The organism is Arthrobacter sp. BC5, assembly GCF_056680255.1.
In genome coordinates this window covers 458,093-470,754 of the sequence record NZ_CM155273.1, presented here as the reverse complement: position 1 = coordinate 470,754, position 12,662 = coordinate 458,093, and the positions used below count along the sequence as shown (strand labels likewise).

General features: G+C 69.0%; 12 protein-coding genes. 4 read left to right on the top strand and 8 right to left on the bottom strand.

Annotated features, from left to right (window positions below; genetic code table 11):
• Positions 1 to 30: 30 nt before the first annotated feature.
• Positions 31 to 951 (bottom strand): hypothetical protein, encoded by a 921-nt coding sequence (locus AC1MFI_RS01970; RefSeq protein WP_479819243.1) that lies wholly within the window; start codon positions 949 to 951, stop codon positions 31 to 33.
• A 455-nt stretch (positions 952 to 1,406) separates the two neighbouring features.
• Between AC1MFI_RS01970 and AC1MFI_RS01965 the strand changes: the two genes are divergently transcribed.
• Positions 1,407 to 1,616, top strand: coding sequence for a hypothetical protein (locus AC1MFI_RS01965; protein ID WP_479819242.1), 210 nt, complete (start codon positions 1,407 to 1,409; stop codon positions 1,614 to 1,616).
• On the opposite strand, the gene AC1MFI_RS01960 is transcribed toward AC1MFI_RS01965, so the two are convergent.
• The 6 genes from AC1MFI_RS01960 to AC1MFI_RS01935 form a co-directional block, all read right to left on the bottom strand.
• Positions 1,613 to 3,430, bottom strand: a complete 1,818-nt coding sequence (locus AC1MFI_RS01960) for an HNH endonuclease signature motif containing protein (protein ID WP_479819240.1) — start codon at positions 3,428 to 3,430, stop codon at positions 1,613 to 1,615. The two genes, AC1MFI_RS01965 and AC1MFI_RS01960, sit on opposite strands and share 4 nt — an antisense overlap.
• A gap of 193 nt (positions 3,431 to 3,623) precedes the next feature.
• On the bottom strand, positions 3,624 to 4,508 hold the full coding sequence (locus tag AC1MFI_RS01955; RefSeq protein WP_479819238.1) for a GntR family transcriptional regulator: 885 nt from the start codon (positions 4,506 to 4,508) through the stop codon (positions 3,624 to 3,626).
• 32 nt (positions 4,509 to 4,540) lie between these two features.
• Positions 4,541 to 4,705 carry a hypothetical protein gene (locus AC1MFI_RS01950; protein WP_479819237.1) on the bottom strand — a complete coding sequence of 55 codons (165 nt, stop codon included), beginning with the start codon at positions 4,703 to 4,705 and terminating at the stop codon, positions 4,541 to 4,543.
• 27 nt (positions 4,706 to 4,732) lie between these two features.
• Positions 4,733 to 5,758, bottom strand: coding sequence for a 4-hydroxythreonine-4-phosphate dehydrogenase PdxA (gene pdxA, locus AC1MFI_RS01945; RefSeq protein ID WP_479819235.1), 1,026 nt, complete (start codon positions 5,756 to 5,758; stop codon positions 4,733 to 4,735).
• On the bottom strand, positions 5,755 to 7,056 hold the full coding sequence (locus tag AC1MFI_RS01940; protein WP_479819233.1) for a four-carbon acid sugar kinase family protein: 1,302 nt from the start codon (positions 7,054 to 7,056) through the stop codon (positions 5,755 to 5,757). Before AC1MFI_RS01940 ends, pdxA begins: the two co-directional genes overlap by 4 nt.
• Entirely contained in the window at positions 7,053 to 8,132 is a 1,080-nt protein-coding gene (locus AC1MFI_RS01935; RefSeq protein ID WP_479819231.1) for a 2-keto-3-deoxygluconate permease, read from the bottom strand. Before AC1MFI_RS01935 ends, AC1MFI_RS01940 begins: the two co-directional genes overlap by 4 nt.
• 245 nt (positions 8,133 to 8,377) lie before the next feature.
• Between AC1MFI_RS01935 and AC1MFI_RS01930 the strand changes: the two genes are divergently transcribed.
• Positions 8,378 to 9,190 carry a glycosyltransferase gene (locus tag AC1MFI_RS01930; protein ID WP_479819230.1) on the top strand — a complete coding sequence of 271 codons (813 nt, stop codon included), beginning with the start codon at positions 8,378 to 8,380 and terminating at the stop codon, positions 9,188 to 9,190.
• Positions 9,184 to 10,209, top strand: coding sequence for a glycosyltransferase (locus AC1MFI_RS01925; RefSeq protein ID WP_479819228.1), 1,026 nt, complete (start codon positions 9,184 to 9,186; stop codon positions 10,207 to 10,209). The genes AC1MFI_RS01930 and AC1MFI_RS01925 overlap by 7 nt, the downstream gene beginning before the upstream one ends.
• A 4-nt stretch (positions 10,210 to 10,213) precedes the next feature.
• Here AC1MFI_RS01925 and AC1MFI_RS01920 read toward each other — a convergent pair whose 3' ends face one another.
• On the bottom strand, positions 10,214 to 11,128 hold the full coding sequence (locus AC1MFI_RS01920; RefSeq protein ID WP_479819227.1) for a 2-hydroxyacid dehydrogenase: 915 nt from the start codon (positions 11,126 to 11,128) through the stop codon (positions 10,214 to 10,216).
• Between the two features lie 122 nt (positions 11,129 to 11,250).
• On the opposite strand from AC1MFI_RS01920, the gene AC1MFI_RS01915 reads away from it, so the two are divergent.
• Positions 11,251 to 12,633: a D-arabinono-1,4-lactone oxidase gene (locus AC1MFI_RS01915; protein ID WP_479819225.1), complete on the top strand. Its 1,383-nt coding sequence runs from the start codon at positions 11,251 to 11,253 to the stop codon at positions 12,631 to 12,633.
• Positions 12,634 to 12,662 lie beyond the last annotated feature (29 nt).

Genomic DNA, 12,662 nt, shown 5'->3' with positions numbered 1-12,662 from the left:
GAACCATGCGCGGGTGGTTCGGAAATCGGCTCAGCAGCGGTTGCGCCGCTGCTCTGCGGTCGAGGGGTTGTTGAAGCAGGTCTCCCCGGTGCTCCGCACAGCCGTGGTGACGATCGGCGCGCCGGGAGCTTCGCTCGTTACGACGAGCGGTTCAATGCCCTCGCGGGTCACAGTGGTGATCGGCTCTGCCGGCACGGTTGCCGTTGCGACCCGCTGGGTGGTTTCGCCATCGGTGACTGTCACTACCGGCGTGATCGGTGTGCATACTACGTCCGATTCCTCGGGCCCCGGCCGGGTACCGGTGGTGACGATCGGTGTACCGGGAACAACCGCTTCCGTCACCACCGGAGTCCCTGATGCCGTCGATTGTGTCGTCGACGTGCTGGAGGGGACGGGGTTGATGGTGTCCGCCCCGCGAACGAAAGCGAACGTGGTCGTGGTGGTGGTCGTGGTCCGGGTAGTCTGCGTCGTCGTCGTCGCCGTGCGTACGGTCTGCTGCGTCGTGGCGGTGGCGACAACCGTCTGGAACGTCGTCGTGGTGCACGATTCACGCTGCTGGGTGCTCGTGAAGACCGCCGTCACCGGCGTCGTCGTGGTGATCAGCGTCTCCCGCGGCTGGATGGTCGTCGTGACCCGTTCCTGCGGTGTTGTGGTCGTGGTGACGATGGTCGTGGGGGTCGTCGTCGTGGTCAGGACGGCCCGCTCGCACCTCTCCACCGGCTTCGCCGCCCGGTCGTCGTTGACCCGGCGGCAATTGGTGGTCGTTGGGGTCTGAGTGCTCCTCGGGGTTCCCCGCTCGGTGCGGGTGGTGGAGGTCGGCGTACCCGGAACGACGACGTCTTGGCTGACCGCGTCGCCGGCGTCGCGTTCTTCCTCTGTTACTACGGGAGTGCCGAGACGCTCGCTCTCGACGACGACAGGCCCACCGACGTTACGCTCCTTCGTCGTCACCTCCGGATCGGGCTGACGGACAGGGTCCGACGTATCGACCGTCACTGGATCGCCCGACGGTCGGTCCGTACTGAACGTGGTTGTCGGCAGACCGGAGGGAACGTCAGGTCCGACGACGACAGTTGTCACGGTACAGGTCTGGTTGACACCGCTGCCGGCTATCGTCCCGCCGATAGCGGTGCAGTTGGCCGCCCGTTCGGCGGGACCGGCGGATACCGGACCGGCTGGTGCAAGTGCGACGACGAGTCCGAGCGTGGTCGCGGCCACAAAGGAGGACAAACGCATGATGAACTCTCTTCTCCGTTGAAGATCCGCGTGCGCGGGGCCTCCAACCGTAGGGCTCCTGATCGGCCGGCGGCAACGATATCGATGCGGTTTTGAGAGGTTCGAGTAGCAGATGAGGGACATACGGGTGGTTGCTGCAGGTACCGAGTACCGACGGTGCGCCTATCCCGGTGAGAGCAACGCCTGGGGCACAAGCGCTCTCGAACTACGGCTCGACCGTGCCGGGGCGGGACTTCCCGCGCCTGGCCGCGCTGTACCTGGCGGGGCGGCTGCCCGTGGACCGGCTGATCTCGCACCGTATCGGCCTCGACGAGGTCAACGAGGCGTTCGACGCGATGCACCGGGGGGGGGGGCTGGCCCGCAGCGTCATCGTGTTCTAGTGAACGTCGACGGCTGGGGTGGCTGGGATGGCTGGGATGGCCAGGGTGGCTGGGATAGCTGGGATGGCCAGGGTGGCTTGGGTGGCGGGGGCGACCGTCGGCGAGTAGAGCAGCGGGGCGCTTGCAGCAGATCGTCCACGCCCGGCGTCACGAAGCTGCGCGTGGACGGCATCCTCCACCTGCCAGTAGGTATTTCTTCGGGGACTCCGATTCGGGTCAAGGTATCCCGGTGGAGTGAACCAGGGGATGCCGTTCTTCGATTCGACAATCCACTTCCCCTCGTGAATCACATGATGATGTCGCGAGCACAGGAGGACGCCCTGGCTGATACTCGTTGTTCCACCTTTGGCCCAGGGCGTGGTGTGGTGGGCCTCGCACCAGGTTGCCGGAATGGAGCAGTCCGGGAACGCGCAGCCCTTGTCCCTCGCAACGAGTGCCCGCCGCAGATGCGCAGGGAAGAGGCGTTGTGCCCGCCCGATGTCGAGGATCTGCCCCTGTCCGCCGAGGACCATCGGAATGATGTCTGCATCACAGGCCAGCGTGCGGATGCTTCGTGCGCTCATCTGCTGCCCGAACACGGCGTGGCCGGCACGTTCCATCTCGCCCACGAGGTCGGTATAGCTGATGGTCACCATGACCTGGGGCCGGTGTCCGCCTGCTGCGGGAAGCCTGTCGGTCGACAAAGCGATCCTGCATGCTGCGACCAGCCCGTCGAGGAGGTTCTGCGGGCGTGTCGCCCGGTCCGCATCGCCCCCACCGGCGTCAGTCGCACCAGCGTCGTCCCCTTCGCTCTGGCGCCCGCCCGTGGAGTACCCACCGGCGCCACCCTCTTCGTTCTCGGCGGCCAGCTCGTCGGCTTTATCTCCACCGATGGTCGGGTCCCCGGTGTTCTGAAGGGTCACCGGATCCCTCCTCGGATTCGTCGCGGTGTTCACGACGGTGACCAGATGCTCGAACTGCTCGTCGGTGGCGCCGATCTCCAGAAAATGCAGACCATTGCGTCTGCCCTTGAGGAAGACGCCCTGTCGTGCCTTGAGGACCTTGTCGGTGGGTTCCAGCCCGTCCTGGTTGAGCACACCCTCCCAGCGTCTCGCGAGGACCCGCAGGAGGTCTTCGTCCGATTCGACCGCTTGCCGCGTGAGGTGCTGCTCCATCGAATCGAGTTGCACCGGTGTTGCGAAGGACCGCACCCGTTGCACCGCCTCATGAACGATCGAAACAGCGCGTCCGCTGACCTCGCCCGCGCCTGCTGCAGCACCGAGGGTGCTCATCGACGCGGGAGTGGCCGAGCCGATTGCAGTGACCCCGGGCAGGAGGCTTGCCGCGAGCCTCAATCGGCGGTTCGCCTCGGTGCGGCTGATGCCGAGCCTGGCCCGCAGGAAGTCGGCACAGGTCCTGAATTCGGGGCGGAACCCATTATTGTTCCGCTGTTCGGCGCCTACTGAAGTGCTCGAGCCGCCACCCCCGGCGCCGTCCCCGCCGCCGCCCTCGCCGCCGCCCTCGGCGCCGCCCTCGGCGCCGTCGTCCTGCACTGGCGACAGGCTTTGCTGTGCCCGCACAAGGAGGGATCCATGGGCCTCCTGCTCCCCGGTGCCGGCGACGCCGTGTTCCTGCGCAGCTCGAGCGGCAACGATCTGGAGGTGATCGATGACCTTCGAGAGCTCTTCGATGTCCACGAGTGCTCGTACGACGTCGTGCTTACTGAGAAGAAGGTGACGCCTATTCAGGTCCTGCGCGAAAGCGAGCAATTCCCGCCGCGTCGACTCCAGGGAGGGACCGGTTCCCTCGGGATGCTCGAGCGGTGCGATGTCCATGCCTCATTTTATCGAACATGCGTACTATTCCAGAGGGTCCGGACTCTTTGTGGAGGAGAAGTCGAGCACTATTCCTCCACAGCCGTCGGCTGTCATCGCCGGTCGCGCCAGCGAGTCGGCCTACCGGAGAAAATCGCCGAGCCGTGGCGCCATCAGGCACGTCGGGATCGTACGGCCTGGATGAAGCCGACGATCAGCGCTCCGTGGTCGAGAGACCGTCCGCGAAGCGCAGGAGCTCGGCGCCCAACCGGCGGGCCTGGTCGGCCACCGCGTCGGGGGCGTCAACAGCAGACGACGACGGCGGGCCACCTGCCGAGGCCTGCACTCCGGGCTCCCGCTGGATGTCGATGTCGAACACCACATGGTCCGGGTGGTGCCACGTCGAGAAGACCTCCACGGGCCGCCCGTCCTGGTCGAAGCTCGTGCCCTCCAGCAACAGGACGGGCGACAATGCCTCCAGCTGCAGCAGTCTCAGCAAGTCACCGTCACCCGGCACTGCCCGGATCTGCCGCTTACCGGACGTGATCTGCACCCCGTACTTCTCACCGAGCACCGCGTGCAGGGACGCGTCCTGCAGCTCTTCCGCCGTCAAACCAGAAAAGGCAGGTGCCGGCAGCCAGGTGTGGATGACGGCGATGGGCACGCCGTCGGCCGTCCGCAGCCGCTCGAGCGCGAGCACCTGAGGCGTCCCGAGGAGCGCGGTGGACGCATCGGCGTCCTGCAGGGAGAGCGACCGCACCTCCGTGCCGACACTCGCCCCGGCGCTGCCGAGCTGGGCCGACAACCCGGACGTGCGGTGCACGAGACGGTGGTGCTCGCGGCGTGGGGCCACGGTGCTGCCGCGCCCGCGGCCCCGCTCGATCAGCCCTTCATCCGTCAGCGCGCCCAGCGCCTGACGCACCACGGACCGGGACACCCCGTACCGCACCTGCAGCTGCGCCTCGCTGGGCAGCGACGTGCCCGGCGGCAGCGAATGGTTCAGGATCTGCGCGCGCAGATGCCCGCGGAGCTGCAGGTGCAGCGGCTCGCCACTCCCCGCATCCAGTGGGCGCTCCTGTGGATCGTCTGGTCCGGTCATGAGAGGCTCCGGTTCACAATGCTGGTCGAGGACTACGTGTCGGCGCCGTCGGAGGACGGCGACGACGAAGCGCCGTCGGAGGACGACGACGCGTCGTCGTCGTGCTCCTCGAGGACCTTGCCGTCGTGGACCCGCTTGAGCTCGATGCCCTCGAGGTAGCTGGGCACGGGTGGGTCGAGGTCTTCGTCGCTTGTCATGGTCTCGATCCTAAATGTCGGGAGCAGCTACTTCTTCTGCGCTGTCCGCCAGACGTGGTCCCAGCCCGGCGCCAGCGCAGCAGCTCGCCGCATGGACAGGACCAGGCTCGCCTCGCGGGCGATGCCCTGGCCGGCGATGTCGAACGCCGTGCCGTGGTCCACGGAGACGCGCACGACGGGCAGGCCGACGGTGATGTTCACGCCGTCGTCGCCGTAGACCGCCTTGAAGGGTGCGTGGCCCTGGTCGTGGTAGCAGGCGATGACCATGTTCCACTTGCCCTTGACCGCGGCGGGGATGAGCGCGTCCGCGGGGATGGGCCCGTGGACGTTGATGCCTTTCTCGCGGGCGGCGGCGACGGCGGGGGCGAGGATGTCGGCGTCCTCGTCGCCGAACAGCCGGTTCTCGCCGGCGTGCGGGTTGAGGCCGGCAAGGCCGATCGGCTCGTCCGGGTTTCCGAGGGCGTCCGTGAAGGCCTTGACGAGCTCGATGACGTTGGTGGTGCGCTCGGGCGTGACGTCCTCGATGGCCTGCCGCAGGGAGACGTGGGTGGTGAGGTGGAAGAAGTAGAGGTCGCCCGCGGAGAGGACGAGGCTGAAGTTCTCCACGCCGAACTCGTGCGCGAGGAGCTCCGTGTGCCCGGGCCACTTGTGCCCGCCGGCGTGCATCGCGGCCTTGTTGAGCGGCGCGGTGACAATGCCCTGGACTGCACCTTCGCGCGCGAGGCGGCAGGCCTCGACGACGAAGCGGTAGGAGCCGTCGCCCGCAGCGGGGCTGAGCTCGCCGAGCTTGACGTCGGCCAGCGACGGGCCGGTCTGCAGCAGCTCGATGATGCCGGGTTCGTTGGTCGCGTCCTCGATCGAGGACAGCACGCGGACCGTGTCCGGGTCGCCGCCCACGTTGGTGACGCCCTGGCGCATCGCGGCCTCGTCACCGATGACGACGGGCCTGCACTCCTGCCGGACGTCGTCGTGCCCGAGGAGGGACTTCGCTGTGATCTCCGGACCGATGCCGGCGACGTCGCCGAGGGTGACGGCGAGGGTGGGGATGCTCATGAGGATGCCTCCGTTGAGTGGGCGAGGGTGGTGGACAGTGTCCGGGTGAGTTCGGTGACGGTGTCGAGCAGGGCGGTGACCGGCCCGAAGCCGCCGGCCTTCGTGACGACAATCTTTCCAGCCGCGGTGCCGCCTTCGACGACGCCGACCGGGATGCCCTCCTGGATGGCGCCGGTGATGCGCAGCGCCTGGGCCCGCGTGGCGTCGAGGACGGCGCGGGCCCCGTCGCCGCCGACGAGCACGAGGGCACCGACGGAAGCGCGGGCCAGGGTCTGCTGCACCACCGACGCGAGACTGGCCGCGATGGCGGTCCCGCTGAGGGTTTCTGAACCGCCGATCGCCTCGGGGGAGGTGATGACGACGACCCGCGGCAGGGACTCCGGGACCTCGAGTTCTCCGGCGGCCCACTGCGCGAGCCGGTTCGGCTGGTCGAGCAGGGACTCGTCGGGCTGCAGGATGCGGAGATCGGCCGGGTCCAGCTGGGATTGCAGGTGGTCGGTCTGGGCGCGGGCGACGTCGTGCAGTGAACTGACGACGACGACGATCCGCTGCCCCTGCGCTGCGGGTGCAGGTTCTGCTGCTGCGTGTACTGCTCCGGCGTCGGCCCAGGCTGCTGCCATCGCTGCGGCCAGACCGGCCGACCCGGCAGGGATCGCCGTCGGACCGGCGACGACGAGGGCTGCCGCCAGGGTGCGGAGGTCGCTGTCGGACGCCGCGTTGACGACCACGACGCCGCTACCCGCCGCGTCCCGAAGGGCCTGCGCATCCCGGTCAGCCGAGCCGCTGAGGCTGATCGTCGTCGGGCCGGGCAGAAGCTGCGAGAACTCGCTCGTCGGAACCGGCGTGACCGGGTCGCGGCCCGCGGGAGAGTCCTCGACCGGTCCGCCGTGCACGCGCAGCAGGCCGTCCTCGATCGTCCGCCCCATCGCCGGGTAGGCCGGGCACACGACCGCGAAACAGCCGGGGTGTTGCTCCTGCCATGCGTCGAGCGCTCCGGCCACCTGCGCCGGGACGCTGCCGCGCATCGTGGAATCGATCTTCAGGTACAGGCGGTCGGCCCCCGCGGTGACGAGATTCCTGATGGCGCTCGCCGTGGCCTGACGGGCGGTGGCGGGGTCCAGAGCGCGGGCGTCAGTGTTGACCGCCAGGGCGCTACCGGGCGCCACCGAGTCCGGGAGCAGTTCACCCAGCAGCAGGCGGGAGGACCAGCCCGTGCGGGAGAACTGGACCACGGAGTCGGTGGCGCCGGTGACGTCGTCGGCGGCGATGCCGACGATGGGGGCGGTGGGTGCCGTCACTCGTCGTCCCCGGTCCGGCGGCGCCGAGTCGTGGGTGCGGACGGATCACCGGCGGGAGGGAGCTCGGAGGCGGACGTCGGGGTGACCGCGACGGCGTCGTCGGTGTCGAGTCCGCCCTGACGCTTGAGCACCCAGGTGGCCAGGAGCGGGGCGAAGATCGCGGTGACCAGGACGGCGGAGGCGACCTGCGCCGTCGCGACCTCCACGAACGGGGAGAAGCTGGGGTCCGCAGCGGCGACGATGGCCGGCGTCGCGATCGAGTTGCCGGCCGTGGTGGCGGAGGCGATGCCGATCCCGGACTTGATGCCGCGGCGCAGGACGAAGCGGTAGCCGATGTAGACGAGGGTGCCGGTGATGAGGGTGGCGGCGATGCCCACGAAGATGCCGCTGAGGCCGCCGGTGATGACGTTGCGCAGGTCGATGCCGGTGCCGAGGGCGAAGGCGAAGAACGGGATGACGATGTTCGGCACGGGCCGCATGACCTCGGTCCACTTGGCGTCGAGGTTGCCGACGATGAAGCCGAGGATCAAGGGGATGACGGCGGCGAGGAGGGTGAGGAACGGGATGTTGCCGAGGCCCGAGATGCCGAGGAAGAGCAAGGTGAAGAAGGGGCCGTCGTTGATGGCCGAGGCCATGTAGGCGCCGCGGTCGCGGTAGTCGCCGTAGCGGCCGGTGAAGGCGAGCCAGAGGCCGCCGTTGCTGTTGTCGAAGCTGGCCAGGAGGGCGAGGATCGAGATCCCGAGGATGCCGTCGATGCCGACGACGAGGCCGAGGCCCGCGACGAGGGCGGCGGGGATGATCGTCTTGAATAGCAGGACGACACCGGTGGTCGCGAGCACGGGGCCGGAGGCCTTGGCGGTGATCTGCATGCCGGTGGCGAAGATCAGGACGGCGATCAGCGGCAGGGCCGACTCGGCGAACAGGGCGGTGGTGAAGCTGCCGAGTTCCAGGAAGCCGGGCGCGAACGTCCCGACGATCGAGCCGAGGATCAGGGGGATGAGCATGAGGCCGCCGGGGATGCGGTTCATGCCATCGAACAGGGGGATGCGGGACTTCGGAAGCGATTCGGCTGCCATGGCGAATCTTCTCTCTGTACGGGAGGTCTGTGTGGGACAGTGCGTACAACTAGTACGGACACGATGTATCTACTGTAGGCCGCGTGGGGCACATCACACAAGAAAGAGCCATCCTTTCGCCCGGCCTGGCAGAACTACTCCGTAGTCTTCACTGCCGTGGCACACGTCCACCTGACCTGAGGGGAACCGATGTTCGTCATCACCTTGAACGGCGACCGCGGGGTCCGTACCGCCCGCGCCGAGCAGTGACCCCTTCGACCGCCGCCGCGTCGGCGCTGGTGGTCATCCCCGCGTTCGGTTCGCCGGAACTGACCGATGCGGTGGTGCATGACCTGTGCCGCGACGGGAGCGACCTCGATCCTGCCCTGCGCATCGTGGTGGTCGACAACGCCGGTGACTACGTGCTGCCCGAGGGGAACATCGAGGTCCACCGCCCGGGGCGCAACCTGCGGTGGATCGGCGCCGCCAACTGGGCCCTGCAGACGGCGTCGCGCGATGGACATGCGGTCTGCGTGGTGCTGAACAACGACATCCGGCTGTCGCCGGGGTTCCTCGACGGATTGCTCGCGCCCTTCTCGACAGCGGACGACATCGCGCTCGCGGCGTCCTGCTACGACGATTTCTGGCTCCACCAGCGGGCCTCGGCGATCCCGAGTACCGCTGCGGAGTACGTGCCGCGCGGCGTGCTGCGCGACGTCGACTTCTGCGACGGCACCGCGATCGCGTTCGCGGTGCCTTCCGTCGTCGAACTGGGGGGTCTGGACGAGGTCACCTTCCCGCGGCACGGCTACGGCGCGGACATCGACCTGGCGATCCGCGTGCGAGCGGCCGGTCTGCGGTGCGTGGTCACGGAGGGCGCCTACGTCTCGCACCTGCGGCGGCAGACGATGAACCGGACCGGTCAGAGCTCCGAGGGCAACCGGGCGGAGATCCTCCACGGACTGGACGCCAAGTGGGGCGACGGGTGGCGGGCGGACGTCGGGCTCGGCCCGGACTCGTTCCCCGCCCACAACACCGGGAGCGGGGCGTCCTGGTACCTGACGGCTCCGGCATGGTGAGCATTCCGGGGCGGTCTCCGGGGCGGATCGTCTACGCGGGTTTCGCCACGCGCCACCACAGCGGCGGCGTGCACGTGATGACCCAGCACGTCCGGCTGCTGCGGAAGCGCGGCCACGAGGCCTGGTTGTGGCTGCCCGACGCGGACGACCGCACCGACTGGATCGCCGACGACGTGCCGATGCTGTTCGGTGCCACCACCGCGATCGGCGCCGACGACCTCCTGGTGCTGCCGGAGACACCGACCGTCCAGGGCCGCGATCCGGCACCCGGAGCCCGCAAGGTCATCTTCAACCAGAACCACTTCTACACCTTCGCCGCCGGCGCCCCGGGCGAGGACTTCCCCGGGTGGACGCCGGCGCCCGCGATCTGGGTGGTGTCCGAGGAGAGCCGCGACGTGCTGTCCGCGGCGCTGCCCGGCCTGCCGGTGAGCGTGGTGCCCAACCCGGTCGACGGCGAGCTGTTCGCCCCCGGCGCCGCAGGGCAGCTCCGGGTGAGCTGGTTCCCCAAGAAGCGGCCGCGGGAGGCCTCGCTGCTGAAGCGCCTGCTGGCCGACGAGCCACGGCTCTCGGGGGTGGAGCTGGTGGAACTGGTTCAGGCCCCGCGCGCGGAGGTGGCCGCCACCCTGGCGGGCTCGGCGGTCTTCGTCGCCCTCGGACACACCGAGAGCTACGGTCTGCCGGTCGCCGAGGCGCTGGCGTCGGGCTGTCTCGTGGTCGGGTACGACGGCGGCGGCGGGCACGAGCTGTTCGAGGCACCCGGCGCGTGGCGGGTCCCGGACCAGCGACCGCTGCTGATCCGCGACCAGGTGGCAGACCTGATCCAGGACCTCGACGCCCTGGCACCGGTCCGTGCGGAGAACCGCCGCTGGGTGCTCGACCGCTACCCGTTCACCCGTACCGGAGCGGCGCTGGAGGAGGCCGTCGCGGCCGCACGGGCCCGGCCCGGCGCCGACGCCGTAGCCGTGCATCCGGCCGCCTGGCTCGACACCCTCGGCCCGAACTTCACAGCGTATGCGTGAGGTCTCAGTGGGCTCCCTTCACGACGTTGACGAGGTCCTCGCCGGTCACGTAGCGGCGCACCTGCGCGTTGACCAGCGCGAAGGCGTGTGGGCCGGACTGCGCGATCGAGCCGGCGGCGTGCGGGGTGATGATCAGGTTCGGCGCGTTCCACAGCGGGTGGCCGGCAGGCAGGGGCTCCGGCTCCATCACGTCCAGGGCGGCGCGCAGCCGCCCGGACGTCAGTTCTGCGAGCAGTGCCGAGGTGTCCACGACCTTGCCGCGCGCCACGTTGACCAGCAGGGCGCCGTCGGGCATCCGGGACAGGAACTCCACGTCGACGAGACCTGTCGTATCCGCGGTGAGCGGAACGGTCAGCACCACCACGTCGGCCTCGGGCAGCAGGTCCGGCAGCTCCGACGTCGCGTGGATGCCGTCGCGTGCCGTGTGCGCCACGAGCACGGGAACGGCATCGAAGTTCCGCAGGCGGCGCGCGGTCTGCTCTCCGAGGTCACCAGCGCCGATGATCAGCACGCGCTTGTCGCGCAGGTCGTCGGCCTCCATCGGGTCCCACCGGCCCTGTCGCTGTGCTTCACCGAAGTGGGGCAGCCGACGCAGCGTGGCCAGGACGACGGCCAGGACCAGTTCGGCGACGGCGGGGCCGTGCACGCCACGCGCGCTGCACAGGGTCACACCGTCCGGGACGTGCTCGAGGATGTCCTCGACGCCGGCACTCGTCAGCTGGGTGACCTCGAGCTTCGGCATGGCGGCGAACTTCTCGGCGAGGTTGGTGGAGTCCTCGACCTGCGGCACCCAGAAGACGGTCTCCGCCAGGCGCTCGGGCTTCTCGCCCTCGCCGTCCCAGACGATCACCTCGACTTCGTCGGGAAGGGCTCCGAGGAGATCGCGGGCATTCGGATCGGGTACACATACGACAGTCATTTTGTCAGTGTAAACATTCAGAAATTCATCCACGGCGGCCGGAAACACCCGTGCCCGATGGATCAGCCGCGCCCGTCGGTGCGGCTTCGAAGGCAGAACCGAACTTCTACAGGAGACTCGTCATGGCCATCACACAGCTCACCTACCCCCACCAGGAGCCGGAGCTCACCGGCGAGGACATCCGGCTGCGCAACTGGGCCAGGAACTCCCGGCTGGGCCTGCCCGGCTCGGTCGTCGCGCCGGCCACCGAGGCGGAACTGTGCGATTTCCTGGCTACCAGTGACGGCCGGGTCCGGATGATCGGGAGCCGGATGTCGCCCGGCAGGATGATCGAGGTCGCGGACGGAGCCGGCACGCTCCTGGACCTGAGCAGGCTCAGCGGCCTGATCTCCAGCACCGACGACACCGCGACCTTCGCCGGCTCGACCTCCCTGGCCGAGGTGTACGCGTTCCTCACCGCGCGGGGGCAGATGCTGGACGCCTCACCCGGGGTGATCGCCGAGCAGACGCTGGCAGGCGCCCTGTCCACCGGAACCCACGGTCAAGGCCTGCAGCAGAGCTCGATCGCCGGCGCCGCGCTGGCCATCCGCATGGTGCTGGCCGACGGCACGGTCGCGGAGTTCGACCATGACCACCCGGACTTCCCCGCCGTCCAGCTCGGCCTCGGCTCACTGGGCGTGATCACCGCCGTGACGCTGCGTGCGCGGGAGTCGATGATCTACACCTGCGTGAAGAAGGCTGTCAACGCCGGCACCCTCGAGACGGACCTCGAGACCTGGAACCGGGAGAACATTTTGGTCAAGGCGTGGTGGTTCCCGCAGGAGAACCAGGTCCAGGTCTGGACCGCTAACGAGGCGTCCGACGACGAGGTGTCGCGATACCGGGCCGGCGGCAGTCAGCTCGTGGAGTACGCGACGACCGATACGTCCATGAACAGCACGATCGAGTCCACGCTGCAGCACCTCCGCGACGACAGCAAGGGCGTCGCCGACAACGGCAAGTCGCTCCGAACGGTGTCGCGCTTCCGGGACTTCACCGACGTCACGGGTGACATCTACCAGGTGTTCTGCAAGGGGATCGCGACCCCTCAGATCAACGTGGAGATCGGTATCCCGCTCGCGCAGGCCGGAGCGGTCATCAGGAAGATCAAGGACTGGCACGCGGAGACCCGCCCCCGCATGCACTACCCGGTGATCCTGCGCTGCACCGGCGCGTCCGAGGGATGGCTGAGCCCGTCCAACGGCCAGGACACCTGCTACTTCGGCTTCGTGGTCTACTACGCGGCCGACGGTTCGCTGTCCGAGGAGGGGAACAGCTTCCTCCGGGCGGTGGAGCGGGCCCTGGCCGAGGAGGGCGGCCGTCCCCACTGGGGCAAGTACTTCGACGAGTCCCTCTACGACTGGCCCGCGCTCTACCCCCAGTGGGAGGCCTTCCGCCGGGTGCGCGAGACGCTGGACCCGGAGCACAGGTTCGCGAATGCATTCACCGATGCGCTCCTCGACTGACCCGATGCCGCTACTAGGACAGGAACACC

What these genes read in the sequence shown, in the direction of transcription:
- AC1MFI_RS01960 (WP_479819240.1), bottom strand. Translation starts at nt 3,430, where the DNA reads ATGGACATCGCACCGCTCGAGCATCCCGAGGGAACCGGTCCCTCCCTG.
- AC1MFI_RS01935 (WP_479819231.1), bottom strand. Translation starts at nt 8,132, where the DNA reads ATGGCAGCCGAATCGCTTCCGAAGTCCCGCATCCCCCTGTTCGATGGC.
- AC1MFI_RS01920 (WP_479819227.1), bottom strand. Translation starts at nt 11,128, where the DNA reads ATGACTGTCGTATGTGTACCCGATCCGAATGCCCGCGATCTCCTCGGA.
- AC1MFI_RS01915 (WP_479819225.1), top strand. Translation starts at nt 11,251, where the DNA reads ATGGCCATCACACAGCTCACCTACCCCCACCAGGAGCCGGAGCTCACC.
- pdxA (WP_479819235.1), bottom strand. Translation starts at nt 5,758, where the DNA reads ATGAGCATCCCCACCCTCGCCGTCACCCTCGGCGACGTCGCCGGCATC.
- AC1MFI_RS01955 (WP_479819238.1), bottom strand. Translation starts at nt 4,508, where the DNA reads ATGACCGGACCAGACGATCCACAGGAGCGCCCACTGGATGCGGGGAGT.
- AC1MFI_RS01950 (WP_479819237.1), bottom strand. Translation starts at nt 4,705, where the DNA reads ATGACAAGCGACGAAGACCTCGACCCACCCGTGCCCAGCTACCTCGAG.
- AC1MFI_RS01925 (WP_479819228.1), top strand. Translation starts at nt 9,184, where the DNA reads ATGGTGAGCATTCCGGGGCGGTCTCCGGGGCGGATCGTCTACGCGGGT.